Below are 24,406 nucleotides of genomic sequence, written 5' to 3'. Positions count from 1 at the left end.
CCTACTTGCGCCCCACCACCGCGTAGTCCTGATAAGAATAGAGCAGGTCGTTGAGCTGCTTGACCGCCTGGTTCATGGCTTGGGCCGTGGGGGTTTGTTCCGGCGAGGCGGGCAAGCGGTACTGCTCGGGGTAGGGCGAGAGATAGAGCACCTCTATGTCCCGCAGCCCGGCCCACTTCCACAGGAAGCGCGCCGCCTCGGGGTGGATGGGCTTGTTGTGGGTCAGGTCCAGATAAAAAGCCCCGGCCAGGGTGCTCAGGCAGGCGGGGTTCACCGTCTCGGCGATGAGCCAGCCGCCCTCGGCCAGCTTGGCCACGGCCAGGCTCACCGCCTCGCTGAGCTCGTCGTAGCTCAGGTGCTCGATGAGCTGGGCCATGAGGATGCCGCCCAGGCTGCCGTCGGGCAGGCTGCGCAGATGCTCGATGATGTCGCCTTCGGCGATATCCAGGCCGCGCCCGCGCCCCAGGGCCACCATCTCGGGGTTGAGCTCCAGGCCCTTGGCCGCGAGCCCAGCCTCTTTGGCCGCCTCCAGAAACTCGCCCCGGCCGCAGCCGATGTCCAGCAGGGGCGCCTGCGGGGTCACGCTCTTGGCGAAGATGGGCAGATAAACGCTCTGGCGCTCTTTGATCAGCTCGCGCTCGCCCCGGTGCTGGTTCTCGAAATCCAGGTAGGCCGCGCCCCGGCTCTGGAAGCGGGCCCGGCGCACCTCGGCGGCGGCGCCGGGAGCGGCCTCGCCCTTGGCCTCCTGGGCCGCGACCACCTCCTCCAAACGGGCCAGCAGAGCCTCCACGCGCGGGGCGGTGCGGGCCAGGGCCAGCTCCATCTGATCCAGGCGCTTCTCGGCCTGGGGCAAACGGGAGCGCACATTGGCTATGAGCGGCAGGAGCACGGTGATCAAATGCACCGTCTCGTCGTTGAAGCGGGCCTGGCGGGCCAGCCATACGCTCATGGGAAAGCGGCTCAGCTTGTAGATGAGCTTCTTGAGCCCCAGGATCAGCTTGCCCTTGGCCCCGGCGCGGTGGGTGGAAACCCCCCAGCCGGTGGGCTCCCACAGCTCCTTGAGCTTGGCGTGGTGCAGCTTCATCAGGTTGCCCGGCTCGTCGTCTAGGCTGCGCGCGGCCAGGGCCGCCTCCTCCACCCGCCGAAGCTCGGCCGGGTCGTAATAGCCGGAGGCCTTCTTTTCCTCCACCGCCGCGTCCACCTCGGCCAGGATGGCCTCCAGGTCCACGCCGGGTTTGCTCGTCTCGCCGCTCATGCGCTCTCTCCCCGGGCCGCCAGGCTCCAGGCGTGCGGGGGCCGCCACACCCCCTCGTCGCCCGGCCCGCCCCGCACCTCGAAGGCGGCCACCTGGGTCAGATAGTCATAGGCCCGACCGTCGGCCGCATGGGCGGCCACGTCCAGCAAATAGCTGCCCTGCACCAGGTCCAGGCGCTCCAGCTCCAGGCGCACCGTGCCCACGGGCGGCGGATCGCCCAGGGCGGCCTGGTCGATGGCCGTGTTGGACCCGTAGCAGAGCACCCCGGCGCTGTTGTGCACCGCCACCCCGAAGACCAGGTCGCTGACCTCCTGGCGCATGGCGTAGTCGATCTCCAGGCTCAGGGGCTTGCCGCTGGTGAACACCGCATGGGCTTGGCCGCCATCGTCCAGCAGGCGCACCCCGGTTATCTCCACCTCGCCCTGGCCCCAGCGCCGCTTGGGGTCCAGGCCGCTCCTGGCCTTGGCCCGTTCGCGCCCGGCCTGGTCCTCGCGCCGGGCCACTCCCTGGCGGTAGGCGTCGATGACCATGGCCGGCTCGCCCTGGGCGGCCACCTTGCCGTTGTCCAGCCACACCACCTCGTCGGCGAACTTCTTCACCGCGATGAGGTCGTGGCTCACCAGCACGATGGTCTTGCCGGCGGCGCGGAACTGGTTCAGCTTGGTCTCGCACTTGTGGGCGAAAGCCTCGTCGCCCACGGCCAGCACCTCGTCAACCAAGAGCACGTCCGGGTCAACGTTCACCGCCACGGCGAAGCCCAGGCGCACGTACATGCCCGAGCTGTAGGTCCTCACCGGGGCCTCGATAAAATCGCCCAGGCCCGAGTACTCCACGATGTCCTCGAAGCGGGCCTGGATCTCCTTCTTGCTCAGCCCCAGGATGGTGCCGTTAAGGAAGATATTCTCCCGGCCGCTGAACTCGGGATGGAAGCCCGCGCCCAGCTCGATGAGGCTACTCACCCGGCCGCGCACCTCCACCGTGCCCTGGTCGGCCTTGTAGATGCCGGCCAGAATCTTGAGCATGGTGGACTTGCCCGAGCCGTTCTCGCCGATGATGGCCAGGGTCCGCCCCGGCGACACGCTCAGGTCCACCCCGTCCAGCACGGTGAGATAGTCGTCCGGCCCCCGCTTCTGGAAGGGGCGCAGCAAAAGGGTCTTCCAGGTGGTGTAATCGCGCTTGAGCATCTCGCGGCGAAAGCGCTTCACCAGGCCCTTTACTTCTATGGCAGCCGGGTCGCTCATATCTTCTCGGCGAAGTACTCCTTGTGGTTTTCGAAGATTACCACGGCCACGAACAACAGAACCAGGCTGAGCGCCGCCACTCCGGCCAGCGGGCCCCAGGCGGGCCAGCGCCCCCAGAAGAACACGTCGTGATAGGCCAGGGTGATCACCGCCGCTGGGTTCAGGTAGACCAGGGGCCTAAAGGCCTGGGGCACCTGGGCCAGGGGGTAGAGGATGGGGGTGAGGAAGAACCACAGGGTCAGGAGGTTGCCGATGATGTGTTTGGTGTCCCTGAGAAACACGTTGGCCGCCGAAAGCAGCACGGCCAGGGCGTAGGTGAACGCCAGGTGCACCGTGGCCACGATAAGGAAGCCGAACATGGTCCAGTGAAAGGCCACGCCGTCGGCGATGAAAAAGGCGAAGAGGATGGGCAGGCTCAAGAGGTAGTTCACGAAGTTGGCCGCCACCTTGACCGCGGGCAGTATCTGCAATGGGAACAGCACTTTCGTGACCAGGCTGCCGCCATCGGTGATGGCCCCGGCCCCCTCGTTGAGGCTCTGGGAGAAGAACACCCAGGGCAACAGGCCGGTGAACATGAACACCGCGTAGTGGTCCATCTGCACCCGGAAGTACACCGAGAAGACCAGGGCGTAGACCCCCAGGAGCATCAGCGGGTTCAGGAAGGTCCACAGGAAACCGAACAGCGAGCCCCGGTAGCGGCCCTTGAGCTCGCGGGTGGTCAGGGCCCAAAGGAGCCCTTTGTTGTGGGCGAGTTCGGCTAAATGGGACGTGAAGCGCATCGAATCGCCACTCTAGTAGGCATGGGGGCTGATCAGGCCCCGGAAGGGGGTGAGCAGCATGATCTTGAGGTCGAACCACAGCGACCAGTTTTCAATATAGTACAGGTCGTGCTCGATGCGCTTGTTCAGGTCGGTGTTGCCCCGCCAGCCGTTTATCTGGGCCCAGCCGGTGATGCCCGCCTTGACCATATGCCTAAGCATGTAGCCCGGAATCTGGCTGCGGAACTCCTGGATCAGCTCCGGCCGCTCGGGGCGGGGGCCCACCAGGCTCATCTCGCCTTTGAGGGCATTGAAGAACTGGGGCAGCTCGTCCAGGGAGGTCTTGCGCAGTATCTTGCCCAGGGGGGTGCGGCGGGGGTCGTCGGGCGAGGCCCACACCGCCCCGGTCTCGGCCTCGGCCTTGGGGCGCATGGAGCGGAACTTGAGCATCATGAACTCCACCCCGTCCAGGCCCATGCGCCGCTGGCGGTAGAGCACCGGGCCCCGCGAAGTGAGCTTAACCAATATGGCGATGAGCACCATCAGGGGGCTGAACAGGGTGATCAGGGCCAGGGAGCCCACCACGTCCACCGCGCGCTTGAACACCCGGGGCCAGCCCTCCAGGCGGCTGCCCCGGAGGCCGATGATGGGCATCCCCTCGAAGGACTCCACCGTGCTTCCCAAGCTCATGAAACGGTAGAGGTCGGGCACGATGCGCACGTCCACCATCTCCTGGGAGAGCCCCTCCAGGATAACCGGCAGGTCCTCGTGGGCCTCCAGGGGCAGGGCGATGATCACCACCTGGACGTGGTGGGAAGCCGCGATGTCCCCGGTCTGGCTGAAGTGGCCCAATATGGGCAGGCCCTCGATCTCCCGGCCTACCTTGCCCCGGTCGCGGGTGAGGAAGCCCGCCAGGCTCAGGCCCAGCACCGGGTTGGCCCGGACGTTGGCCGCCACCTGCCGGGCCAGATCGCCCGCGCCCACGATCAACACGCGCTCCCCCGCGTTCTCGGGGTAGGCCCGCCGCCAGAAGTGGCGCAGCACCGGGCGGTATATGAGCAGGGCCAGGCAGGTGAACACGAAAAATTGCAAAAACACCAGGCGGCTGAAGTCGTAGGGCCTGAGGAACCAGGTGAGGGTGATGGCCACCACCACGCCCACCAAGACGGCCCGGAGCACCGGCCACAGGGCATGGCCCGTGCCCGCCCAGGGGCGCTTGTATAGCCCGCTGACCGGCAGCACCACCGCGAAATCGATGAGCACCACCAGAAAGAGCATTATGTAGAGGCTAAGAGCGGGGACGCCCTTGGTGACGGGCACGATGGGCAGATAGAAGCGCACGAAGTAGGCGCCGAACCAACAGAGCGCCACCAGGGCGAGATCGCCCATGTAGAGGATGGAGCGGAAGAACTTGAGCCGCTGCTGAAACATCGCTTGGATCAGCCCCCGCTTTCCTGGTGGCCGCCCCTCCGGCCCGCGGTGGGCGCAGTGCTAGAGGCCGCGGGCTCTTTCGTTGGCCTCTTGGCGCTTCTTGCAGTCGATGCAGAGGGTGGTGACCGGCCGCGCCTTGAGGCGCTTTTCGCTGATATCCTCGCCGCAGGATTCGCAGATGCCGTAGGAGCCGTCCTCGATGCGCTCCAGCGCCTCGCGGATCTTGCTGATGAGCTTGCGCTCCCGGTCGCGGATCCTGAGCAAGAAGTTGCGGTCCGACTCCATGGCCGCCCGGTCGGTGGGGTCGGGGAAATTTTCTTTGCTATCGGTCATGCCCGCCACGGTGCGCTCGGCTTCTTTGAGCAGCTCATCCAGCTTTTCCTCCAAAAGGCGGCGGAAAGACTCGAGCTTTTTCTGGTTCATGTCGTCACTCCGTAGCTAGCGGAACCAAAACGATAGCGGGTAAATCTAGCATGTGGGCCTCTGGCTGTAAAGAGGCGGCAGGACTAATCTTCCCGGCGCCAGAGACCGCTCTTGCCCCCTTCCTTGAGTAGCAACTGCACCCTCCCCAGCCGGGCTCCCCGATCCACGCCCTTTACCATGTCGTACAGGGCCAGGGCGGCCACGGCCGCGGCGGTCATGGCCTCCATCTCCACCCCGGTGTTGGCGTTGGTGGAGGCGGTGGCTTGGATGAGCACCCCGCCCTCTTGAGGGGTCAGCTCCAGGCTGACGCCGTTCAGGGGCAGGGGATGGCACAAGGGGATGAGGTCGGGGGTCTTCTTGGCAGCCATGATGCCGGCCAGGCGGGCCACGGCCAGGGCGTCGCCCTTGGGCAGGCCGTCCTGGGCGATCAGCTCCAGGGTGGCGGGAGCCAGCTCCACCCAGGCCTCGGCCACGGCCCGGCGCGTGGTTATGGGCTTGGCGCCCACGTCCACCATGCGGGCGGCGCCCTTGTCGTCGAGATGACTAAGGCCCATGTTTCGCCTCCTAGTCCCGGGAGAACAGGCCGCGCTTTTTCTTTCTCTTCTTGCCCTTGCCCTTGGGCTCCTCGGCGCTTTCCTCGCCGCCGTTTTCGCCCAGCAGGGGAGCGGCCTCCTGGTCTCCCAGGGCCATGGCCTGCTCCATGAGCTCGCGCTGGGCCTTGCTCAGCTTGCGCGGGGTGCGCACGACGAGCTGCACGTACATGTCGCCCCGGCGGCCGGAGCGCAGCTTGGGCATGCCCAGGCCCTTTATGCGCAGCATCTCGCCGGTGTCGGCCCCGGCGGGAATCTCCAGGGGCACCTCGCCGTCGATGAGGCTGGCCACCCCCACCTCCTGGCCCAGGGCGGCCTGGAACATGCTCACCTCCAGGCGGCGGTAGAGGTCGTTGCCCTGGCGCTCGAACACCGGGTGCTGCATCTGATGCAGCACCACGTAGAGGTCGCCGTGGGGGCCGCCGGCGTAGCCGCCCTCGCCCTCACTACGCATGCGCAGGCGCTGGCCGTGCTCGATGCCCGCGGGCACCTGCACGGTGAGTTCCTTTTGCTCGCGCACCCGGCCCCGGCCTCGGCACTCGGGGCAGGGGTCGGTGACCACCCGGCCTTCGCCCCGGCACTGGGGGCAGGTGGTGACCACCCGGAACAGGCCCTGGGCCCGAGCCACCTGGCCCTGGCCGCCGCACACCGAGCAGACCTGGGGCTCCTCGCCCCCGGCCTGGCCGCTGCCGCCGCATTCGCCGCAGGCGGTCTCGCGGTGCACCTGGATGTTGGCGGTGTGGCCGCTGGCCATCTCCTCCAGGCTCAGCTCCATGTCGTAGCGCAGGTCGCGGCCGGGATGGGGCCCGCCGGGGTCGCGGGTGGGCCCGCCGAAACCGAACAACCCTTCGAAGATGTCTCCGAAGGCGCTGAAGATGTCGCCCATGCCGTTGAAGCCCTGGTAGCCGGTGGACTTCAGCCCGTCGTGACCATAGGTGTCGTAGAGCTGGCGCTTCTCCGGGTCGCTCAGGACCTGGTAGGCCTCGGAGGCCTCCTTGAAGCGGTTTTCGGCCTCGGGGTCGTCCGGGTTGCGGTCCGGATGACACTCCATGGCCATGCGGCGATAGGCCTTCTTGATGGTCTCGTGGTCGGCGGTGCGCTCGACCTCCAAGATCTCGTAATAGCAGCGTTTACTCATTGATGCGGACATGGTGCCAATGCAGGGCTATTTGTCTTCGTCTTTCAGCTCTTCCACGGCCTCTTCCAGGGCCTCGCCGGCCTCCTGGGCCGCTTCCAGGGCCTGCTGGGCCTGAGCCAGGCGGTCGCGCTCGCGGGCCTCGGCCTCGGCGCGTTCCTTCTCGGCCTCGGCGGCGCTCACAGGGTATACGTCGCCAGCGGCGATCTCCCTGAGGGCCACCACGATCTCCTTGTTCTTCACCTGGATCATGGGCGGCGCGCCCTCCCGGAGCTGGCGCACCCGCTTGGCGGCCAAATGCACCAGGGAGAAGCGGTTGGGCACCTCGCGCAGGCAGTCTTCCACCGTTACTCGAGCCATCTGATCAATCCTTTATTTCTGGCCCTTGGGGGCCGTTTTTTCCGCCTGGGCGGCGGGCAGGTTGTCCGCGAAGTCGGCGGCCAGGCCGAACACGCGCTCATCCCCCCCGATTTGGGCGGCCAACAGGCCGCTGGCCTTGTCCACCCGTCCCAGGGAAAGGGTCTTCACTTGCACCGTGGGCGCCTCGCCGTCCTTGGCCGGAGCCTCTAGGGTCAATTTAATCACCGCGCTGGGATTGTCCAGCCCCAAAAGCCCTCCGGTGCCCAGGACCTTCTGCCATTTAAGATTACCCAAATCCCATACCAGAAGGCTGGCAGCTTCGCCGCTTTTTTCGTCGCCCGGCGGTTGGGTGCGCACCCAAACCCCGCCTTGTTTGGCGTACTTGAGCTCATCCTTGCCGCGCGTGACGCTCAGGGCCACCGCCGCGTCGCGCTCGAAGCGCATCAGCCGCCGCTGGCTCAGGGAGAAGCGGTTGGCCTTGTAGAGGCGGTCCAGGGCAGCCTGCTTGAGCACCATCACCGGCCCGCCGGACAGGCGGCGAACGTAGCGCTCCTCGCGGCCGGTCACCTTGCCGCCCACCAATAGGCCCTTCTTGCTCCCGTCCTCCATGTCCAGCACCACCCCGGCCTGGGGCGGCTCGAAGCCCATCTTCTTCAGATGGATGCCCTGATCCAAAAAGTCCAGGGCCATGAGGCCGTGCACCATGAACAACAGGTCTTCCACCGCCGAGGGGTCGGCCTCGCCGCCGTCCGCGAACTGCCAGCGGGGGGCCGCGCCGCCTTGCAGGCGCTTTACCTTGATCTCTTCCTTGCCGGTGTTCAGCTCCAGGCGCGTGACGTTGCTCACCACGAAGTCCATGACCGCCTTGTCCCGCAGCTCAAAGACGCTGCGGTTGACCGCCCCGCGCAGGGTGGGCTCCACCATCCACACCTCTTTGCCCCCGGGCGCGGCGGCATAGGCGAATTCCTTGGTGGGGCTGAGGCTGCCCAGGAGCAACACCGCCTGGCCGCCCTTGCGGTCGGTCAGGGTCAGCTTGAGCGCGGCCGGGTCCAGGCCGAAGTCCTTCAGGTTGCCCGGGTTCTCGATGCGCCCCTTCACCTGGCCCTCCAGCACGGTGGAGAGCAGGCGGCCCACCTGCATCCCGTCGGCCTGGGACTTCACCGGGGCCACCATGTCCCAGCGGTGCTCCTTGTCGCGCCGCTCGATGCGGATGGCCTTGGGCATCTGTTGGCCCTCGATGTCCAGGCTGGCCACGTTGAGGGGATCGGAAAGGGTGACTATTCGGTTAGTCTCGCGCTCTTGCTCCTGGGAACGGCGGTCCACCGCGTCGGACAGGAAATAGAGCGCCGCGGCCACGGCCAGGAACAGCACCCATATGATGATCTTCTTGGGGGTCATCGGCCGCGCCGCCTCCGCAGGATCATCACCGCGCCGATCACCGCCACCACCAGGGGCCACACCACCAGGGGTATCCAGAAGAGCAGACGCTCCTGGGCGGGCTGGAGCAACAGCGGCTGGCTGGTTTTCTTCTTGGCCCGGATGGATACCAGGTCATCGTCCTTGGCCAGCCAGGAGACGCTGTTCATCACCAGGTCGTGGTTGCCGCCCAGGTCCAGGAACTCGTTGTTCACGAAGTCCGCGTCGCCGAAGACCACCAGGCGGGCCGGGGAGGGTGCCTTGCCCTGGTCCGGGGCCTTGCCCTCGATGCTCACGGCCACGCCCAGGCTGATGGGCCCCTTGGTGTCCTTGGGCCCGGGCTTAAGCTCGATGGACTTCTGCTGCTCCTGGTTCTGCTTGATCTTGTCCACCTGGGCCTGGTACCAGGCCAGGAATTCCTTGTAGTTGGTGGCCCAGGAGGCGGGGCTGGACTTGACCAGCTCCTCGCCCTTGACCCCGGCCGGGGGCTTGGGGCTCATCCGCACCGAGCGGGCCTGGGGGAAGAAGCAGATGGTGCCGGAGAGCACCTTGGTTATCTCGTGGAAGCCGTACTCGCTGATCACCGGCACCAGGGGGCTCAGGCCGGCCAGGCGGGCCGCCTGGTCGATGATAATGTCCTGGCCGATGACCACGCCGCGCTTGTCCAGCCAGGAGGCCAGGCCCGCGTCGCTGTCCGGGTCCAGGAGCAAGAGCACCGCGCCGCCCTTGGCCTGGTAGGCGGCCAGGCGCAGGGTCTCCTGGGGCCTGAGCGTCTGCTCCGGCCCGGCCACGATAACCACCGCCGCGTCCGGGGGCACCTGGCTGGAGGTCACCAGCATCAGGCTCTTGACCTCGTAGTTGCTGGCCTCCAGGGCCTTCCGGAAGCTGCTCAGGTCTTCCTTGCCCACCCCGTCCAGGGAAGGCTCGCCGTGGCCGGTGAGGAAGTAGACCTTCTTTTTCTCGGTGCGGCCCAGGCGGATCAGGGCGTTGGTCAGCTCCTGCTCCTCGGGCAGCTGCACCCGCTCGTCCTTGCCCCCGCTCACCAAAACCACGGTGCCGTAGTTGCGCACCCCCAGGCTCTTGGCCAGGGTGGGCTGGTGGTCCGGGTTCACCATCTGATAAGTGAACTGGCGGCTGACGTAGGCGTACTTCTCCAGCTCCTCGGCGGCCTGGGCCCGTCCGGCCTGGGCGTCCTTGAAAAAGGCGTAGGCCTTCACCGGCTTCTTGAGGCCCTTCAACACCTGAACGGTCTGAGCCGAGAGGGTGTAGGAGGAGCCCTGGCTGAAGTCCCAGCGCAGGTGATGGCGGGTGGCCAGGGCGCCCAGGAAGAGCACCAGGGCCAAGACCGCCAGGATGGCCACACCGCTGCCCAGGCCCAAACGGGCCGAGCGCCGCGCGAAGAAGGCCCCAACCGCCTCGCGGGCCATCAGGGCGGCGACGAGCACCAATAGCAGGCCCACCCCGGCGGCGATGGCGCCGTAGAGGTCGTGCCGGATGCTCAGGGCATAGAACAGGCCGCCGCAGGCCATGACGATCAGGCCAACGAGGGCCAGCCACTTGGCTGTCGGGTTGTGTCTCATGCCTTCCACCGCTTAGCCTCCAGGGTGCGAATGCTAAGGAACAGGAACAGCCCTATGAACAGTACGAAGTAGGCCAGGTCGGTGGTGTCCACCAGGCCCTTGGGGAAGTTTTCGAAGTGGCTGCCCAGGCTCAGGCCCTTGAGGAGCTCGCCCAGGGAGGGCTGCACCAGGGGCGCGGCCCAGCCCACCGCCCACAACAAGAGCAAGGCCAGGAAACCCAGGAAGGCGGCCACCAGCTGGCTCTCGGTGAGGGAGCTGGTCCACAGGCTGAAGGCCACCATGGCTCCGGACAATAGGAGCAGCCCGCCGTAGGAGACCATGATGGGCCGCCAGGGCAGATCGGCCATGGGGGCCAAGAGGGCCAGCTGCACCCAGGTGGCGATCACCAGGATGGCGGTCACGCTCCAGGCCGCGAAGAACTTGCCCAGCACCACGCTGGCGTCGCTCAGGGGATAAGAGAGCAGCAGCTCGATGGTGCCGCTCTTCTTTTCCTCGGCCAACAGGCGCATGGTCAACAGCGGGGTGCCGAACAGAAGGATCACCGCCCCGCTGGATACCATCTGGGCGATGAGGTGGGTTTGCAGGTTCAGCTCCATCATCATGGGGTTCTGCATCACCTGCAAGCTGGCCAGGGAGTAGAAGCTCACCCCGGCGTAGAAGAAGTAGCCGCTGATGGCCAGGAAGCAGACCAGCACCACGTAGGCCACGGGCGAGTGGAAGTAGGCTTTCAACTCGCGTTTGTAGATGGCCAGAAATGCCCTCATGCCGCTTCCTCCCCTCCGCTAGCCTCGCTGGTGGTCAGCTGCATGAACACCTCTTCCAGGCTGGCGGTGACCGGGCTCAGCTCGTGCAGGGCGTGCCCCGCCTCCACCACCGCCCGGGCCACCCGGGAGGCCACCTCGTCGTCGGCCCCGGTTTCCACCATGAACCAGCAACCGCCGCCCGGCGCGCTCTCCAGGGAGCAGGCCACCGACTCCACCCCCGGCACCCGCTCCAGAAGCCCGGCGAGCTCCTCGGCGGGGCCGCCGATCCGAACCTTGAGGCTGGAGCCGTCGCCGCGCCCGGAGCGCAGAAGCTCGGGCGGGCCCTCGGCCACCAGGCGGCCCTGGTTGATGATCACCACCTTGGAGCAGGTGGCGGCCACCTCGGGCAGGATGTGGCTGGATAGCACCACGGTCTTGGAGCCCGCGAAGCCCCGGATGAGGCTGCGGATCTCCACGATCTGCCCGGGGTCCAGGCCGATGGTGGGCTCGTCCAGGATCAGCACCGGCGGATCGCCCATGAGCGCCTGGGCCAGGCCCACCCGCTGACGGTAGCCCTTGGAAAGCTGCTTGATGAGCTGGCGGGCCCGCTTTTGCACTCCCACCGCGCTCATGCAGCGCCCGGCCTCGCGCTTGGCCTCGGCCGGGGCCAGGCCCTTGGCCTCGCCCACGAAGCGCAGGTATTCCTCCACCCGCATGTCCACGTAGAGCGGCACGCTCTCGGGCAGATAGCCCACCGCCCGGCGGGCGGGCATGGGCTCCTCCACCACGTCATGGCCGTTGATAAAGGCCTGACCGGCGGTGGGGGGGTAGAAGCCGGTGAGAATGCGCATGGTGGTGGTTTTGCCCGCCCCGTTGGGGCCCAGGAATCCCAGGATCTCGCCCTGGTCCAGGCTGAAATTCAGGCGGTCCACCGCCACCGTGGCCCCGAAGCGCTTGGTCAGATCACGAACTTCGATCATCTGAGCTCCCTGGGGTCGTTGAGAAGGGGATTTTCGGGCCGGGAATGCAGGAGTCACCCCCGGCTGAGCACATAAACCTACCAGCCCGCGCAGGTTATGTAAAGGGTTGTATTCTTATGAACAAGAGGCGTTTTGCCGCGTCGGCTAAGCCCCGCCCTTCACCGGCCCGGCGGCCAACAGGTACAGGGGCTCGGCGCCGGGGGGCAACAGGGCGGCTCCGGCCATCTCGGCGTCGTAAAAGGCACCCACCCCGCAGCAGCCCAGGCCCAGGGCCTGCGCGGCCAGATAGAGCCGCTGCCCGGCCCGCCCCGCGGCCAGCATGGCGTGGCGGTAGCCCCGCTCCCCGGCGGTCTTTTGCAAACGGGCGGGGTCGGCCCACAGCACCAGATTAAGCGCGGCCTGGCCCACCCACATCTGCCCCAGGCTGGCCGCGGCCGCGGCCCGGCGCTGATCCACCCGGCCCAGGCGCTCCAGGGCCTTGGCCCCGGCGTGCCAGACGTAGGCCCCCACGGGGTGCTCGCCCCCCGGCCCCAGGAGCACCGTGGCCCCCAGGGGGCTCTCGGCGGGCAGGGCCGCGTTCAGCAGCAGGGTGAGCTGCCCCGGCCCCAATGGCTCGGCCAAAAAGTTGCGCCGCGAGCGGCGGCTGATGATGGTCCGCGCCAGCTCCGGGCCGGGCTCGGGCGGCGCGGGCTTCAGGCGGGGCGCCTCCTCGGGGGCCTCGTCCTCCGGCCAGTTCGGGGCCTCCCGCGCCTCGGCCAGGCCGCCCAAGGTGGCAGCCTCGGCGATCACCGCGTCGCGCCCCTCGCGAGGCGAATGCGGCTCCTCGGGTGGATGCACCCAGCCCCCTTCCAGGGGCGGACCGGCCGCCACCTCGCCCCCGGCGGCCACCCCGGCCACCAGGGCCTCGCGCTGCGGGTCCAGGCCCAGGAGCGTCTGGGCCGGGGCCTCGGCAAAGTCCAGGCACAAACGCTGCCCCAGACCATAGGCGGCCAGCACCAGCTCCAGGTTGGCCAACAGATGTCCGCCGTCCAAGAGGCAGTAGCGCCAGGCCCGGGTCTTGTACTTCCAGGCGCTCTTCCAGAACACCCCGCTGATCAGAAAGCTCAGCTCCCGCGCCGGTCCGCCCAGGGCGGCGGCCGCTCCGGCGCTGAGGTCTCCCGCGCGCAGCAGGCGGGGGCCGCCCTGGTCCGGGGCGTAGTGCCATAGGCCGTCGGGCAGGCCCTCCAGGCCCTGGGCGCAGAAATACAGCTCCGCCGGGTACAGGGCCCCCGCGCTGGCCGGGGCGCGCAGATACACCCCGCCCTGGCTCTGGGCGGTTAGCCCGGCGGCCAAGGCCAGCAGGCCCGAGACGCGGGCCGGGTTCAGCTTGGCCTCGCCTCGCTGGGGCAGGGGCCATTGCAAGGCCAGGGGCCAGAAGGCGGCCTTGGGCAACTCGGGTTGGGGCAGCTCGCGGGGTGGGGTGCCCGGATAGCGCTTGAAGGGCCAGGGCTGGTTGGCCCAGTCCATATACCCGCCGCTCATGCTCTCGCGGCTATAGGCGGTGTGCTGGTGATACTCCAGGCTCATGACGCCTCCCGGTCCAGGCAGGCCAAATATTGCGGACCCGCCTCGCGGGCCAGGTCCAGGATCAGTTCCACCAGGCCCGCGCCCAGGGCCAGGGCCTCGTGGTCCGATGCCCGTTCCCGGCAGGCGGCCAACAGGGCGGCCAGCTCGGCCGGGGAGGGCGGCTGGCCCCCCTGGGCGGCGGCGCGGGCGGCCTCCACCCGGCGGGCCAGCTCGGCGATGCTGTCGGGATTTTCGCGAGGCATGGCTGCTCCCCCCAAGGCTTTTCTCTGGTTCCAAGGGCGCTTTACGCTATTATACAGGGCAGGGGCCGCTGCCTGGTCCCCGGCAAGACCCAAGGGGAGCTATGAGCCGATTCTTCTGCATTCACGGGCACTTCTACCAACCACCCCGGGAGAACCCCTGGCTGGAAGCGGTGGAGGTGCAAGACAGCGCCGCGCCTTTCCACGATTGGAACCAGCGGGTCACCGCTGAGTGCTACGCGCCCAACGCGGCCGCGCGCATGCTCTGCCCCAAGGGCACCATCGAGAACATCGTCAACAACTACCAGCTCATCTCCTTCAACTTCGGGCCCACCCTGCTCTGGTGGATGGACTCCGAGGCCCCGGAGGTGGTTCAGGCCCTCAAGGAAGCCGACCGCATCAGCCAAGAGCGCTGGGGCCACGGCAACGCCCTGGCCCAGGTCTACAACCATCTGATCATGCCCCTGGCCTCCCGCCACGACAAGCTCACCCAGATCCGCTGGGGCATCGAGGATTTTCAGCACCATTTCGGCCGCGCACCCGAAGGCATGTGGCTGGCCGAGACCGCGGTGGATTTGGAGAGCCTGGAGCTCATGGCCGGGGAGGGCATCAAGTTCACCATCCTGGCCCCCCACCAGGCCAAAGCCGTGCGCCCCGAGGGCGAGGACTGGCAAACCGTGGGCTCGGAGGGGGTGGACTTCCGGCGGCCTTACCGGGTGAGCACCCGGGCGGGCGACATCGCGGTGTTTTTCTATCAGGGCCCCCTGAGCCGGGGGGTGGCCTTCGAGGGCCTGTTGGACGACGGGGCCCGCTTTGCCGAGCGCATCAAAGAGAGCCTGCCCCCCGAGGGCGGCGAGGACAGCATCCTGGCCATGGCCACGGACGGCGAGTCTTACGGCCATCATCACCGCTTCGGCGAGATGGCCTTGGCCTTTGCCCTGAACCAGCTGGACCAGGACCCGTCCGTGGAGCTGACCAACCTGGCCGCCTATCTGGCCGCCCACCCCCCCGCCTGGGAGGCCCAGATCGCGGAGAACACCTCCTGGTCCTGCGTGCACGGGGTGGAGCGCTGGCGCTCGGACTGCGGCTGCGCGGTCAACCCGGGGGTGGGCAACCAGGCCTGGCGCGGCCCCCTGCGCCGGGCGGTGGACGGCCTCCTGGCCCGGCTCACCGGCCTGCTGGACATGGTGGGCTCCGAGTTCTTCAGCGACCCCTGGGCCGCGCGCGACGACTACATCGGGCTGATCCTGGACGAGAGCCAGGACAAGCGCGACGAGTTTTTCAGGGCCCACCAGTCCCACGAGCTGAGCGAGGATGAGCGCATCAAGGCGCTCAAGCTTTTGGAGAGCCAACGCTGGGGCCTGTTCGCGGCCACCAGCTGCGCCTGGTTCTTCGACGACCTGGCGGGCATCGAGGCGGTGCAGAACCTGCGCTTCGCGGCGCGGGCCCTGCAACTGGCCGGCGAGCTTAACGGCGGCGGCTGGGAAGAGGATATGATCGACATCCTGGCTGCGGCTATGAGCAACGACCCCGGCGAGGGCAACGGGGCCGACATCTGGCGCCGCCGGGTGGCCCCGGCCCGGGTGGGGCCCCGCCGGGTGGCGGCCCACGCGGCCATCAGCGGGGTGTTGGGCTCCGAGCCTCCGCCCGAGGAATTGTTCATCTACGATCTGACCCCCAGCGGCCACCGCCACCGCTCCAACCTGGGCATGGAGCTGTCCTGGGGCCGGGTCAGCGTCACCCACCGCCGTTTGGGCCAGGCGCACCGGCTGATCTACGCGGCCCTGCACCCCGGCGGCCACGAGTTCATCGCCCGGGTGGCCCATGACCAGGGCTCCTGGGATCCGTCCTCCCTGGAGGCCCCGGTGGAGCCCCTGCTGCGCATGTTGGACCGCCGGGGGCTGGCCGACCTGCTGCAAAAGAGCCTGGGCGGCGAGACCTTCGCCCTGGGCGACCTCTTTTTGGAGGGCCGCCGCTCCCTGGCCCAGGAGATGCTGGAGCGCACCCTCAAGAGCGAGTTCGACCTGGCCAGCAACCTCTACGACACTCACCGCGACACCATGGCCTTTTTGCGCGAGATCAACGTGCCCCGGCCCAAGCTCTTCGAGGCCCTGGCCCAGGCGGTGTTGGCCGGCGAGCTGATCCGCTTGCTCTACGGCGACCGCCGCTCCCTGAGCCCCGAGCGCCTTGGCGAGCTGGTGGGCCAGGCCCGCGAGCTGGACCTGGACCTCAAGGGGCCCCGGGTGCGCCGCGCGGTGGAAGAGGCCCTGACCCGCGAGGTGGGCGCTCTGGCAAACGACCCCGGCGACGCCGAAACCCTGGGCCGGGCGGTGAGCATTTTGGACCTGTCGGACGCCCTGAACCTGGAGCCCAACCTGTGGGAGGCCCAGAACATCTTCTTCGGCCTGGGCCAAAAGGCCGGGGCCGGGCAACTCGGCGAAGGCCTGATGGACCTGGGCCGCCGCCTCAACCTGGAAACGCCAGCCAAATGAGCTCAAGCCCGCCCGCCGCCAACGGCAAGATGAACCTCCTGATGGTCCTGCACGCCCACCAGCCGGTGGGCAATTTCCCGGCGGTGTTCGCCCGGGCGGTGGAGGAATGCTACCGCCCGGTGGTGCTGGCCCTGGAGGCCTATCCCGAGATCCGCTGCGGCCTGCATTTTTCCGGGCCGCTGCTGGACTACCTCAGGGCCCACGACCAGGAGCTGATCGCCAGCATTGCCGGGCTGGCCGCGCGGGGCCAGGTGGAGATGCTCTCCGGCGGCTACTACGAGCCGCTCTTGGCCTCCATCCCGGCCCGGGACTCCGCCGCCCAGATGGAGATGATGAACCAGGCCACCCGCCGCCTCTACGGCAGCGAGCCCAAGGGCTTCTGGCTGGCCGAGCGCATCTGGGAGCCATCGCTCCCGGCCAAGCTGGCCCCGGCCGGGCTGGCCTACACCCTGGTGGACGACACCCACTTCTACTACGCGGGCCTGGGCGCGGGGGCCATGTTCGGCTACCACCTCACCGAGCGCGAGGGCCACACCCTGGCCCTGTTCCCCACCCACAAGCGCCTGCGCTACACCATCCCCTTTCAAGAGCCCGCCAAGACGGTGGAGTTCCTGCGCGCCTCTTTCGAGGAGCAAGGCCCCACCTCGGCCACCTATGGCGACGATATGGAGAAGTTCGGCCTGTGGCCCGACACCTGGGAGTGGGTCTTTGGCCAGGGATGGCTGCTCAGGTTCTTCGACGCGCTCCTGGCCGAGAGCGATTGGCTGGCCACCAGCACCCCGGGCGAGTTCCTGGCCGCCAACCCGCCCCAGGGCCGGGTCTACCCGCCCACGGCGTCTTACGAGGAGATGCTCACCTGGGCCCTGCCTGCCGAGGCCAGCGCCGAGCTGGAGCACCTGATCCACGAGCTGGAAGAGGAAGGCCGTTTCGAGCGGATGCGCCGCTTCTTGCGCGGTGGGCAGTGGGACAACTTCCTGATCAAGTACCGCGAGTCCAACCTCATGCACAAGCGCATGCTCTGGGTGGGCGACAAGCTGGAGCGGCGCGGCGAGCGCGGCCCGGCCTACGACCACCTCTTGCAGGCCCAGTGCAACTGCGCCTATTGGCACGGCCTGTTCGGCGGGCTCTATCTGGGCCATCTGCGCCAGGCGATCCACGAGCACCTGATCCGGGCCGAGGCCCTGAGCGACGCGGAGGCTCACGGCGAGGGGCCCTGGGCCGCCTGCGCGGTCAACGACCTGGACCGCGACGGCAACGACGAGGTGATCCTGGCCTCGCCGCTTCTGGACACCGTGGCCCACCCGGCCTACGGCGGCTCGCTGAGCGTCTTGAACCTGCGGCCCCAGGCCATGAACCTGGCCGACACCCTCACCCGGCGCTTCGAGGCCTATCACAAGCAGTTCGAGCAGGAAGAGGCCGAGCTCAAGCAGAGCGAGGGCGAGGTGGCCTCCATCCACGACCGGGTGGTGTTCAAGGAAGAGAACCTGGAGCAGTACCTGATCTACGACTGGTACGACCGGGCCTGCTTCCAGGACCACCTGTTGGCCCCGGGCGCGGACCTGGCCAAGTATGCCAAGCCGGACTACGGCGAGTGGGGCGATCTGGTCACCGGGCGCTACAAGGTCGTGGACCACGGCGTGGCCGGGGCCCAGGCCTGGTGCGCCCTGGAACGGGCCAGCTTCCTCTACGCGCCGGGCGGGCCCTTCCCTCTCACCATGCAAAAGCGCTTCGCCCTGGAGGGCGGCCGCCTGCGGGCGGACTACGCCCTGACCCTCAGCGACCCCAACACCCCGGCCTTCCGGCTGGCCGTGGAGCTGAACCTGACCCTCTTGGCCGCCTCCGACCCGGCCAAGCACCTGGAGTTCGCGGGCCGGGCCATGGCCCTGGATGAGCCTTTCGAGCTGCCCGACATCGAGCTGATCAGTCTCAACGATCAGCACGACGGCTTCGGCCTGAAAATGACCCCCACTAGCCCGGCCGGGCTGTGGCACTTCCCGGTGGAGACGGTCTCCAACTCCGAGTCCGGCCTGGAGCGCACCTACCAGGGATCGAGCCTGAGCTTTATCTGGCCGGTGCCCGGCGGGGCGGGCTCCTGGCGCTTCGGCCTGGAGCTGGAGCTGGTTTGAGCCGCCCGGCCCCCCGCCTGGCCTCGGTGCGCCTGCCCTTCCCAGAGCCCCTGGTCCCCGGTCGCCTGATCCGGCGCTACAAGCGCTTTCTGGCCGACGTGCGCCTGGAGAACGGCGAGAAGGTCCTGGCCCACTGCCCCAACTCCGGCTCCATGCTGGGCTGTTTGGGCGACGACGCGCCGGTGTACCTGAGCCGGGCCAACAACCCGGCCCGCCGCACCCCCTACACCTGGGAGATGATCTATCTCAACGGCGGCTGGATCGGCATCAACACCATGCTGCCCAACCGCCTGGCCGAGGCCTGCGCCCAGGCCCGGGCCATCCGGCTCTTCGCCGGGACGCGCTCGGTGCGCCGCGAGGTGGTGGTGGGGCCGCACACCCGGCTGGACATGGTGGTGGAGCGCAAAAAGGGGCCGCTGTACGTGGAGGTGAAGAACGTCACCCTGGTGCAAAAGGGGGTGGCCCGCTTCCCGGACTCGGTGACCACGCGGGGGGCCAAGCACTTTGAGACGCTCATGGAGCTCAAGCGCTCGGGCGCGGACGCGGCCATGTTCTATCTGGTGCAGCGCTCCGACGCGCGGGCCATGGGCCCGGCCAAGGAGATAGACCCCACCTACGCCGAGCTGTTCCACCAGGCCAAGGCCGCGGGGGTGGAGCTGGTGGCGGTGGAGGCCTTGGTTACGCCCCAGGCCATCAGCCTGGTGCGCCGCCTGCCCATCGTCGATTAGGCGGCCGCAGCCGCTAATGCGCCAAAACTAATCTGTTGCGCCCCTGCGACTTGGCCCGGTGACACGCCTTGTCCGCCTGGCCCACGAACTCCTCGGCGCTCAGGTGCGTCTCGCCGCGAAACACCGCCGCGCCCACGCTCACCGTGACGACGCAGTTGCCGGTGCGGGTGAGCACCGCGGCCTCCATGTTGCGGCGGATGCGCTCGCCCATCAGGGCTATGCCCTTGAGCCCCGCCCCCATGGCCAGCACCACGAACTCCTCCCCGCCGTAGCGGGCGGCCAGGTCGCCCTCGCGCACCCAGGTGCACAGGCGGCGGGAAAAGACCTGCAACACCTGGTTGCCGGTCAGATGCCCCTGGCTGTCGTTGATCTCATGCAAGCGGTCCAAATCAATGAACAGCAGGCCCAGGGGCGTTTCGGCGGCCCGGGCCCGGTTCATCTCCCGGGGCAGCATCTCCATGAAGGCGCGCTGCTGATATAGGCCGGTGAGGGGGTCGCGCCGGGCCGAATGCAGACGCTGCCGGCCGGTGCGGTACTGGATCAGGGACTTGCGCACCCGGAGCACCAGCTCCCGTTCGCTGAAGGGGGTGTTCAGGAAGTCGACGGTCTCCTCGGCCAAAAGGCCCTGCAAGGAGTGCAGGTCCGGCTCGCGGCACACCACGACCACAGGCAGGGAGGCGAGCAGATGAGGCTGGGCCAGGTAGTGCATCAACCCCTGGCCGACGGGGTCGGAGGCGGCCCGGTTGCTGATGATCAGCTCCAGCTCGCTTCTTTCCTCGATGATTCTCAGGGCCTGCATCCAGTCGGCCGCCCGGATGAGGTAGTGACCCGCCTGGGCCAGGGCCAGGTACATGTTCTGGTGGGGGAACAGGTCTTGCCCCACCAGCAGGATATGGGCGGGCGCCTCGTGCTCGTGCAAGGCGAACTCCGCCACCACAGGAGACTGGCCCCCCGGTTTCCCGGAGGCGTCCCTGCGCTCAGGGATATGACTCATGAAATGCGGACTCCCCGGGACAGGCAAGCCGGACTCTATCGCGAAAAAATTGACTTGGAATTTAGATGCCGCCGGGGTGGCTTGTCAATGCTTTAGGGCTCAGGGCGCCAAGACCATCCGGTTGCGCCCCTGCCTTTTGGCCCGGTAGCAGGCCTCGTCGGCCATCTCCAGGAACTCCTCCGGCTTCAGGTCGTCCTGGCCTTCGTATACCGCCGCGCCCAGGCTCACGGTAACCGTGAACTCGGCCGCGCGGGTGGTGATGGGCCGCTCCATGGCCTCGCGGATGCGCTCGCCAAGGATGCTCACTCCCTGGCGGCCGGCCCCGGGGGCCAGGATCACGAACTCCTCGCCGCCGTAGCGCGCCACCAGGTCGCCCTCGCGCACCCACATGCACAGCCGCCTGGCAAAGACCTGCAAGGTCTGGTCGCCGGACAGATGGCCGTGGTTGTCGTTTATCTGCTTAAAATGGTCCAGGTCGGCGAACAGCAGGCCCAGGGGCACGTTTTCGCGCCGGGAACGGCTCATCTCGCGGGGCATCAGCTCGTTGAACACCCGCTTGTTGTAGAGCCCGGTGAGGGGGTCGCGGTGGGCGGCCCTCAGGTACAGGCGCATGGTGCGGGCCTGGATGATGGAGCGCATCACCCTGACCGCCAGCTCCTGGGGGTTTATGGGGTGGCTCAGGAAGTCCACCGCCCCGTTGGCCAGCAGGCCCATCATGGGCCCCAGATCGGTTTCCTGGCAGGCAATCAGCACCGGCAGGGATGCGAGCAAATGCGGCTCGGACAGGTAGTGCTCCAGGCCCAGCCCGGACCGGCCGGGGGAGTCGTGGGCGCAGATGACCAGCTCGAACTCGGGATCGTCATCCAGGCAGCGCAGCGCCTCCTCCCAGTCGGCCACGGTGCTCACCCGGTGCCTCAGCTTTTGGAGGATATCCATGATCGCGGAGGCGTCCTCGGAACCGGAACCCACCACCAAAATGTGCGCGGGAGTCTCATGGTCCACGGACCTCAGGTCCGGAACCTCCAGCCAGCAATGGCTGGCCGGCGTGGGTTTCACTTCTTGGTGGGCGGGCTTGTCTGTCATACGCCTAAGGCTCCATCCCGGGGCAGGGCGGGGCTATAGCTAATGATCCCATGGCATTTGGTAATAATAAGTTTGGCGGGGGGGCATGTCAATGCACCCACATGTGAATGAATATTATTCAACCCCCGGAGCCCTTGGCCCGGCCCCCGCTCCGCCGGGACGGCCCCCGGGCAATGGCCGTTTGCCGGAGTAAAAGCGCCGCTGCATTTGACCGGTAAAAAATAATACTACAAGTGACGAGGTATTGATTTTGCGAGTATGTTAAAATTTATAATAACATGCATTTAGTAAGGTTTAAAAAACCGGCATTTATTATGCTGATTCCAGAGAAAGCACAGCGGAAAAAGGCCAGAGGGCAAATCGTGAAATTTTGTTGATTGAGAATAAGTTATGCCTTGACTTGCCGGGCCGGCGCCCCATAACATTGTGAAACTTATTGCGTGGGTAGGGTTTGCCGATAGTTTAGGGAACCAAAGTGCTCGGGGTGAGCAAATAAGCGGTTCAGCGGACTCGGGGAGGAAAGTATTGCGCCATGGCAATGGATAAGCTCTACGAGTTTCTTATAGGTCCGGCGCTTTGGGTGGCGGTGATAGTCTTCGTGGGCGGCCTGGCCGTCCGGCTGGCCTGGCTCTATGGTCTCAGCCGTGAGCGCGACAAGCCCTGGCATGACTTCGAGGACCCCAAGTGGGCCTGGCGCTCCATCATCCACTGGGTGCTGCCCTGGCTCAGCGTGTCCAGCCGCCGCCAGCCCGTGTTCACCGGCGCGGTCTGGGTCTTCCACATCCTCTGGATCGGGGTGCCCCTGTTCCTGGAGGCCCACAACCTGCTCTTCGAGGAGGCCTGGGGCTGGAGCCTGCCCAGCCTGCCCGCCGGGCTGGCCGACTGGCTCACCCTGGTGGTCATCGCCTGCGTGCTCTTTTTCCTGGTGCGCCGCCTGACCCGGCCCGAGGTGCGCGTCCTCACCAGCGCCTGGGACTACTTCCTGATCCTCCTGGCCCTGTCGCCCTTTGCCACCGGCTGGCTGGCCTATCACCAGGTCGGCCCCTACGGCCTGATGCTCAACCTGCACATCTTCCTGGCCGAGGTGCTCCTGGTGATCATCCCCTTCTCCAAGCTGGGGCACCTGGTTCTGTTCTTCGTCAGCCGGGCCAGCATCGGATACGACTTCGGCACCCGCCGCGGCGCCAGGGTCTGGTAGGGCAAACGAGCTACGACCCCATCTTCATGGGAGCGAGATAAATGAGTGATCAGAGCCAAAACGCCGGGCAGGAAGCAACCCCCGCCGCGGCACCCCCCGCTCCGGCCGAGGCCCCCGAGGCCCCCAAGCCGGTGGACGTGGGCAAGATAAAGGCCATCCTGGAGGCCAACGACAGCGCCCGCATGCGCATGTGGCTGAGCATCTGCTCCCGCTGCGGGCTCTGCGCCGAGAGCTGCTTCTTCTACCTGGCCAACAACAAGGACCCCAAGCTGAGCCCGGCCTACAAGGCCATCAACAGCATCGGCAAGCTCTACCGCGCCAAGGGCGAGGTGAGCCGCGAGTTTTTGGAGAGCCTGGAGGACGTGATCTGGGGCCAGTGCACCACCTGCAAGCGCTGCTCCATGTACTGCCCTTTCGGCATCGACATCGCCTCCATGATCGCGGTGGCCCGGGCGGTGTGCTACTCCCAGGGCATCGTGCCCGACGGCCTGGCCCGCACCACGGACAACATCCTGCGCACCGGCAACCAAATGGAGATGCCCGACGAGGAATGGATCGAGACCTGCAACTGGATGGCCGAGGAGTACGGCGAGGAGATCTACGGCCTGGAGATTCCGGTGGACAAACAGGGGGCCGACTACATGTACACGGTCAACCCCCGCGAGCCCATGTACTATCCCCAGGACGTGGGCATGGCCGCCGAAATCTTCCACCTCGCGGGCCTCGACTGGACCGTGCCTTCCACCGGCTGGGACGCCACCAACCTGGCCATGTTCGCGGGCAACAAGGCGGTTGCCGCCATCCCGGTGAAGAACATGTACGACGCGGCGGTGAAGCTGGGGGTGGGCGCCATCGTCATCACCGAGTGCGGCCACGCCTTCCGCTCGGCCAAGTTCGAGGGGCCTTATTTCCTGGGCATCCCCGGGGGCAAGCCGCCGGTGCCGGTGATCCACTCGGTGGAGCTGTTCCGCGACATCATGCGTGACGGTAAGATCAAGCTGAAGCACAAGTTCAAGCACAAGGTGACCTACCAGGACCCCTGCAACGTCAGCCGCAACGGCGGCCTCTGGGACGTGGGGCGCGAGCTGGTCAACCTGCTCTGCGAGGACTTCGTGGACATGAGCCCCAACCGCGAGCTGAACCACTGCTGCGGCGGGGGCGGCGGCTACATCCCCATGGGCCCGCCCTTCAAGAAACGCCGCATGATCTCGGGCAAGGTGAAGGCCGACCAGATCAAGGCCACCGGCGCCGATTACGTAATCGTTCCCTGCCACAACTGCTTCGACCAGATCAACGACCTGAACAAGGAATACGAACTGGGAGTGAAGGTAGTGTCGTTCAAGGAAATCATAACCGAGCTCATGGTCATCCCCGAGAGCATGATTCCGCCCGAGGAGGACGAGGAAGAGGCCCTGGCCCAGGAAGAGGCCATGGAAGAGGTCTCCGAGGAGGCCAACAAGGAGGCCAGCGAGGTCGAAGGCAACTAGCCCGGCCCCGGCCATCCCAACCCGAGCCCGCGACCCCGGGAGTGGTCCCATGAAATATGTGATGCTAATTTGCGCCCTTTTGCTGGTCATGGCCCTGGCCGTGCCGGCCGTGGGCCAGGACGACACCATGATGCTCTCCAGCGCCGAGCAGGGCCTGACCCAGCGCCCGGCGGTGGCGTTCAGCCACGCCAAGCACTCCGAGCTCTACGAGTGCACCGCCTGCCACCACGAGTACGACGAGTACTTCAACAACACCGGCGGCGATGGGGGCAAGTGCGCCGACTGCCACCAGGTCTCGGCCACGGCCAAGAACCCCACCACCCTCACCCAGGCCTTCCACCAGCAGTGCAAGCGCTGCCACGCCAATCTTCTGGAGTTGAAGGCCCCCAAGACCGGGCCCATCATGTGCGGCGACTGCCACAAGCGCGGCGCCAAGCTGGCGGCCAAAAAGTAGCCGCCTCCCGCTAGCCAGCCAGCGCCCCGCCCGGACTCCGGGCGGGGCGATTTTGTGGGCTCGATCCAACCGGAGTGCTACTCTTTAAAAAAGCGACACTTTTCATCCCTGTCACCCGGGAGAAACC

Annotated in this window: 22 protein-coding genes; 6 read left to right on the top strand and 16 right to left on the bottom strand. The window is 67.2% G+C overall.

The annotated features are described in order from the left end of the window. Position 1: 1 nt before the first annotated feature. The 14 genes from KQH53_09645 to KQH53_09580 form a co-directional block, all read right to left on the bottom strand. Complete coding sequence (locus KQH53_09645; protein ID MCB2226930.1) at positions 2 to 1,255, bottom strand: class I SAM-dependent methyltransferase; 1,254 nt, start codon at positions 1,253 to 1,255, stop codon at positions 2 to 4. After that, positions 1,252 to 2,496 (bottom strand): ABC transporter ATP-binding protein, encoded by a 1,245-nt coding sequence (locus KQH53_09640; protein ID MCB2226929.1) that lies wholly within the window; start codon positions 2,494 to 2,496, stop codon positions 1,252 to 1,254. The genes KQH53_09645 and KQH53_09640 overlap by 4 nt, the downstream gene beginning before the upstream one ends. Next, positions 2,493 to 3,275 (bottom strand): ABC transporter permease, encoded by a 783-nt coding sequence (locus tag KQH53_09635; protein MCB2226928.1) that lies wholly within the window; start codon positions 3,273 to 3,275, stop codon positions 2,493 to 2,495. The genes KQH53_09640 and KQH53_09635 overlap by 4 nt, the downstream gene beginning before the upstream one ends. Before the next feature lie 12 nt (positions 3,276 to 3,287). Continuing rightward, complete coding sequence (locus KQH53_09630; GenBank protein ID MCB2226927.1) at positions 3,288 to 4,685, bottom strand: undecaprenyl-phosphate glucose phosphotransferase; 1,398 nt, start codon at positions 4,683 to 4,685, stop codon at positions 3,288 to 3,290. Between the two features lie 60 nt (positions 4,686 to 4,745). Next, positions 4,746 to 5,108 (bottom strand): RNA polymerase-binding protein DksA, encoded by a 363-nt coding sequence (gene dksA / locus KQH53_09625; GenBank protein ID MCB2226926.1) that lies wholly within the window; start codon positions 5,106 to 5,108, stop codon positions 4,746 to 4,748. An 83-nt stretch (positions 5,109 to 5,191) separates the two neighbouring features. After that, positions 5,192 to 5,662 carry a cyclic pyranopterin monophosphate synthase MoaC gene (moaC, locus tag KQH53_09620; GenBank protein MCB2226925.1) on the bottom strand — a complete coding sequence of 157 codons (471 nt, stop codon included), beginning with the start codon at positions 5,660 to 5,662 and terminating at the stop codon, positions 5,192 to 5,194. A 10-nt stretch (positions 5,663 to 5,672) separates the two neighbouring features. After that, the gene (gene dnaJ, locus KQH53_09615; protein MCB2226924.1) at positions 5,673 to 6,836 is read right to left on the bottom strand and encodes a molecular chaperone DnaJ; all 1,164 of its coding nucleotides are present in this window, start codon (positions 6,834 to 6,836) and stop codon (positions 5,673 to 5,675) included. Positions 6,837 to 6,863: 27 nt separating this feature from the next. Further along, positions 6,864 to 7,193 carry a DNA-directed RNA polymerase subunit omega gene (gene rpoZ, locus KQH53_09610; protein MCB2226923.1) on the bottom strand — a complete coding sequence of 110 codons (330 nt, stop codon included), beginning with the start codon at positions 7,191 to 7,193 and terminating at the stop codon, positions 6,864 to 6,866. 12 nt (positions 7,194 to 7,205) lie between these two features. Further along, the gene (locus KQH53_09605) at positions 7,206 to 8,591 is read right to left on the bottom strand and encodes a DUF4340 domain-containing protein (protein MCB2226922.1); all 1,386 of its coding nucleotides are present in this window, start codon (positions 8,589 to 8,591) and stop codon (positions 7,206 to 7,208) included. Beyond that, positions 8,588 to 10,189 carry a GldG family protein gene (locus tag KQH53_09600; GenBank protein MCB2226921.1) on the bottom strand — a complete coding sequence of 534 codons (1,602 nt, stop codon included), beginning with the start codon at positions 10,187 to 10,189 and terminating at the stop codon, positions 8,588 to 8,590. Before KQH53_09600 ends, KQH53_09605 begins: the two co-directional genes overlap by 4 nt. Beyond that, a complete protein-coding gene (locus tag KQH53_09595; protein ID MCB2226920.1) occupies positions 10,186 to 10,953 on the bottom strand; it encodes an ABC transporter permease in 768 nt (255 codons plus the stop codon). Before KQH53_09595 ends, KQH53_09600 begins: the two co-directional genes overlap by 4 nt. Beyond that, complete coding sequence (locus KQH53_09590) at positions 10,950 to 11,912, bottom strand: ABC transporter ATP-binding protein (GenBank protein ID MCB2226919.1); 963 nt, start codon at positions 11,910 to 11,912, stop codon at positions 10,950 to 10,952. Before KQH53_09590 ends, KQH53_09595 begins: the two co-directional genes overlap by 4 nt. A 144-nt stretch (positions 11,913 to 12,056) precedes the next feature. After that, positions 12,057 to 13,478: a SagB family peptide dehydrogenase gene (locus tag KQH53_09585; protein ID MCB2226918.1), complete on the bottom strand. Its 1,422-nt coding sequence runs from the start codon at positions 13,476 to 13,478 to the stop codon at positions 12,057 to 12,059. Then, complete coding sequence (locus tag KQH53_09580; GenBank protein ID MCB2226917.1) at positions 13,475 to 13,720, bottom strand: hypothetical protein; 246 nt, start codon at positions 13,718 to 13,720, stop codon at positions 13,475 to 13,477. Before KQH53_09580 ends, KQH53_09585 begins: the two co-directional genes overlap by 4 nt. Positions 13,721 to 13,821: 101 nt before the next feature. Here KQH53_09580 and KQH53_09575 point away from each other — a divergent pair, with 101 nt between their 5' ends. From KQH53_09575 to sfsA, 3 genes are read left to right on the top strand one after another with little or no spacing between them, the layout of a single operon-like run. After that, a complete protein-coding gene (locus KQH53_09575; GenBank protein MCB2226916.1) occupies positions 13,822 to 16,209 on the top strand; it encodes a DUF3536 domain-containing protein in 2,388 nt (795 codons plus the stop codon). Next, a complete protein-coding gene (locus KQH53_09570) occupies positions 16,206 to 18,335 on the top strand; it encodes a DUF1926 domain-containing protein (GenBank protein MCB2226915.1) in 2,130 nt (709 codons plus the stop codon). Before KQH53_09575 ends, KQH53_09570 begins: the two co-directional genes overlap by 4 nt. Then, positions 18,332 to 19,063, top strand: coding sequence for a DNA/RNA nuclease SfsA (sfsA, locus tag KQH53_09565; GenBank protein ID MCB2226914.1), 732 nt, complete (start codon positions 18,332 to 18,334; stop codon positions 19,061 to 19,063). The genes KQH53_09570 and sfsA overlap by 4 nt, the downstream gene beginning before the upstream one ends. Positions 19,064 to 19,076: 13 nt before the next feature. Here sfsA and KQH53_09560 read toward each other — a convergent pair whose 3' ends face one another. Beyond that, positions 19,077 to 20,057 carry a diguanylate cyclase gene (locus KQH53_09560; protein MCB2226913.1) on the bottom strand — a complete coding sequence of 327 codons (981 nt, stop codon included), beginning with the start codon at positions 20,055 to 20,057 and terminating at the stop codon, positions 19,077 to 19,079. A 99-nt stretch (positions 20,058 to 20,156) separates the two neighbouring features. Further along, a complete protein-coding gene (locus KQH53_09555; protein ID MCB2226912.1) occupies positions 20,157 to 21,140 on the bottom strand; it encodes a diguanylate cyclase response regulator in 984 nt (327 codons plus the stop codon). Positions 21,141 to 21,672: 532 nt separating this feature from the next. Between KQH53_09555 and KQH53_09550 the strand changes: the two genes are divergently transcribed. Genes KQH53_09550 through KQH53_09540 form a run of 3 tightly spaced genes read left to right on the top strand, consistent with a single transcriptional unit; the run spans position 21,673 to position 24,279 of the window. Further along, positions 21,673 to 22,338 carry a hypothetical protein gene (locus tag KQH53_09550; protein MCB2226911.1) on the top strand — a complete coding sequence of 222 codons (666 nt, stop codon included), beginning with the start codon at positions 21,673 to 21,675 and terminating at the stop codon, positions 22,336 to 22,338. 41 nt (positions 22,339 to 22,379) lie between these two features. After that, a complete protein-coding gene (locus tag KQH53_09545; GenBank protein MCB2226910.1) occupies positions 22,380 to 23,825 on the top strand; it encodes a (Fe-S)-binding protein in 1,446 nt (481 codons plus the stop codon). Positions 23,826 to 23,874: 49 nt separating this feature from the next. Continuing rightward, on the top strand, positions 23,875 to 24,279 hold the full coding sequence (locus tag KQH53_09540) for a cytochrome c family protein (protein MCB2226909.1): 405 nt from the start codon (positions 23,875 to 23,877) through the stop codon (positions 24,277 to 24,279). Positions 24,280 to 24,406: the final 127 nt, after the last annotated feature.

It is taken from the genome of Desulfarculaceae bacterium (assembly GCA_020444545.1).
Lineage (GTDB): Bacteria > Desulfobacterota > Desulfarculia > Desulfarculales > Desulfarculaceae > Desulfoferula.
The sequence above is the reverse complement of the archived record's forward strand: the minus strand, read 5'-3'. Positions and strand labels throughout refer to the sequence as shown.

What these genes read in the sequence shown, in the direction of transcription:
- KQH53_09645 (MCB2226930.1), bottom strand. Translation starts at nt 1,255, where the DNA reads ATGAGCGGCGAGACGAGCAAACCCGGCGTGGACCTGGAGGCCATCCTG.
- KQH53_09640 (MCB2226929.1), bottom strand. Translation starts at nt 2,496, where the DNA reads ATGAGCGACCCGGCTGCCATAGAAGTAAAGGGCCTGGTGAAGCGCTTT.
- KQH53_09635 (MCB2226928.1), bottom strand. Translation starts at nt 3,275, where the DNA reads ATGCGCTTCACGTCCCATTTAGCCGAACTCGCCCACAACAAAGGGCTC.
- KQH53_09630 (MCB2226927.1), bottom strand. Translation starts at nt 4,685, where the DNA reads ATGTTTCAGCAGCGGCTCAAGTTCTTCCGCTCCATCCTCTACATGGGC.
- dksA (MCB2226926.1), bottom strand. Translation starts at nt 5,108, where the DNA reads ATGAACCAGAAAAAGCTCGAGTCTTTCCGCCGCCTTTTGGAGGAAAAG.
- moaC (MCB2226925.1), bottom strand. Translation starts at nt 5,662, where the DNA reads ATGGGCCTTAGTCATCTCGACGACAAGGGCGCCGCCCGCATGGTGGAC.
- dnaJ (MCB2226924.1), bottom strand. Translation starts at nt 6,836, where the DNA reads ATGAGTAAACGCTGCTATTACGAGATCTTGGAGGTCGAGCGCACCGCC.
- rpoZ (MCB2226923.1), bottom strand. Translation starts at nt 7,193, where the DNA reads ATGGCTCGAGTAACGGTGGAAGACTGCCTGCGCGAGGTGCCCAACCGC.
- KQH53_09605 (MCB2226922.1), bottom strand. Translation starts at nt 8,591, where the DNA reads ATGACCCCCAAGAAGATCATCATATGGGTGCTGTTCCTGGCCGTGGCC.
- KQH53_09600 (MCB2226921.1), bottom strand. Translation starts at nt 10,189, where the DNA reads ATGAGACACAACCCGACAGCCAAGTGGCTGGCCCTCGTTGGCCTGATC.
- KQH53_09595 (MCB2226920.1), bottom strand. Translation starts at nt 10,953, where the DNA reads ATGAGGGCATTTCTGGCCATCTACAAACGCGAGTTGAAAGCCTACTTC.
- KQH53_09590 (MCB2226919.1), bottom strand. Translation starts at nt 11,912, where the DNA reads ATGATCGAAGTTCGTGATCTGACCAAGCGCTTCGGGGCCACGGTGGCG.
- KQH53_09585 (MCB2226918.1), bottom strand. Translation starts at nt 13,478, where the DNA reads ATGAGCCTGGAGTATCACCAGCACACCGCCTATAGCCGCGAGAGCATG.
- KQH53_09580 (MCB2226917.1), bottom strand. Translation starts at nt 13,720, where the DNA reads ATGCCTCGCGAAAATCCCGACAGCATCGCCGAGCTGGCCCGCCGGGTG.
- KQH53_09575 (MCB2226916.1), top strand. Translation starts at nt 13,822, where the DNA reads ATGAGCCGATTCTTCTGCATTCACGGGCACTTCTACCAACCACCCCGG.
- KQH53_09570 (MCB2226915.1), top strand. Translation starts at nt 16,206, where the DNA reads ATGAGCTCAAGCCCGCCCGCCGCCAACGGCAAGATGAACCTCCTGATG.
- KQH53_09560 (MCB2226913.1), bottom strand. Translation starts at nt 20,057, where the DNA reads ATGAGTCATATCCCTGAGCGCAGGGACGCCTCCGGGAAACCGGGGGGC.
- KQH53_09555 (MCB2226912.1), bottom strand. Translation starts at nt 21,140, where the DNA reads ATGACAGACAAGCCCGCCCACCAAGAAGTGAAACCCACGCCGGCCAGC.
- KQH53_09550 (MCB2226911.1), top strand. Translation starts at nt 21,673, where the DNA reads ATGGCAATGGATAAGCTCTACGAGTTTCTTATAGGTCCGGCGCTTTGG.
- KQH53_09545 (MCB2226910.1), top strand. Translation starts at nt 22,380, where the DNA reads ATGAGTGATCAGAGCCAAAACGCCGGGCAGGAAGCAACCCCCGCCGCG.
- KQH53_09540 (MCB2226909.1), top strand. Translation starts at nt 23,875, where the DNA reads ATGAAATATGTGATGCTAATTTGCGCCCTTTTGCTGGTCATGGCCCTG.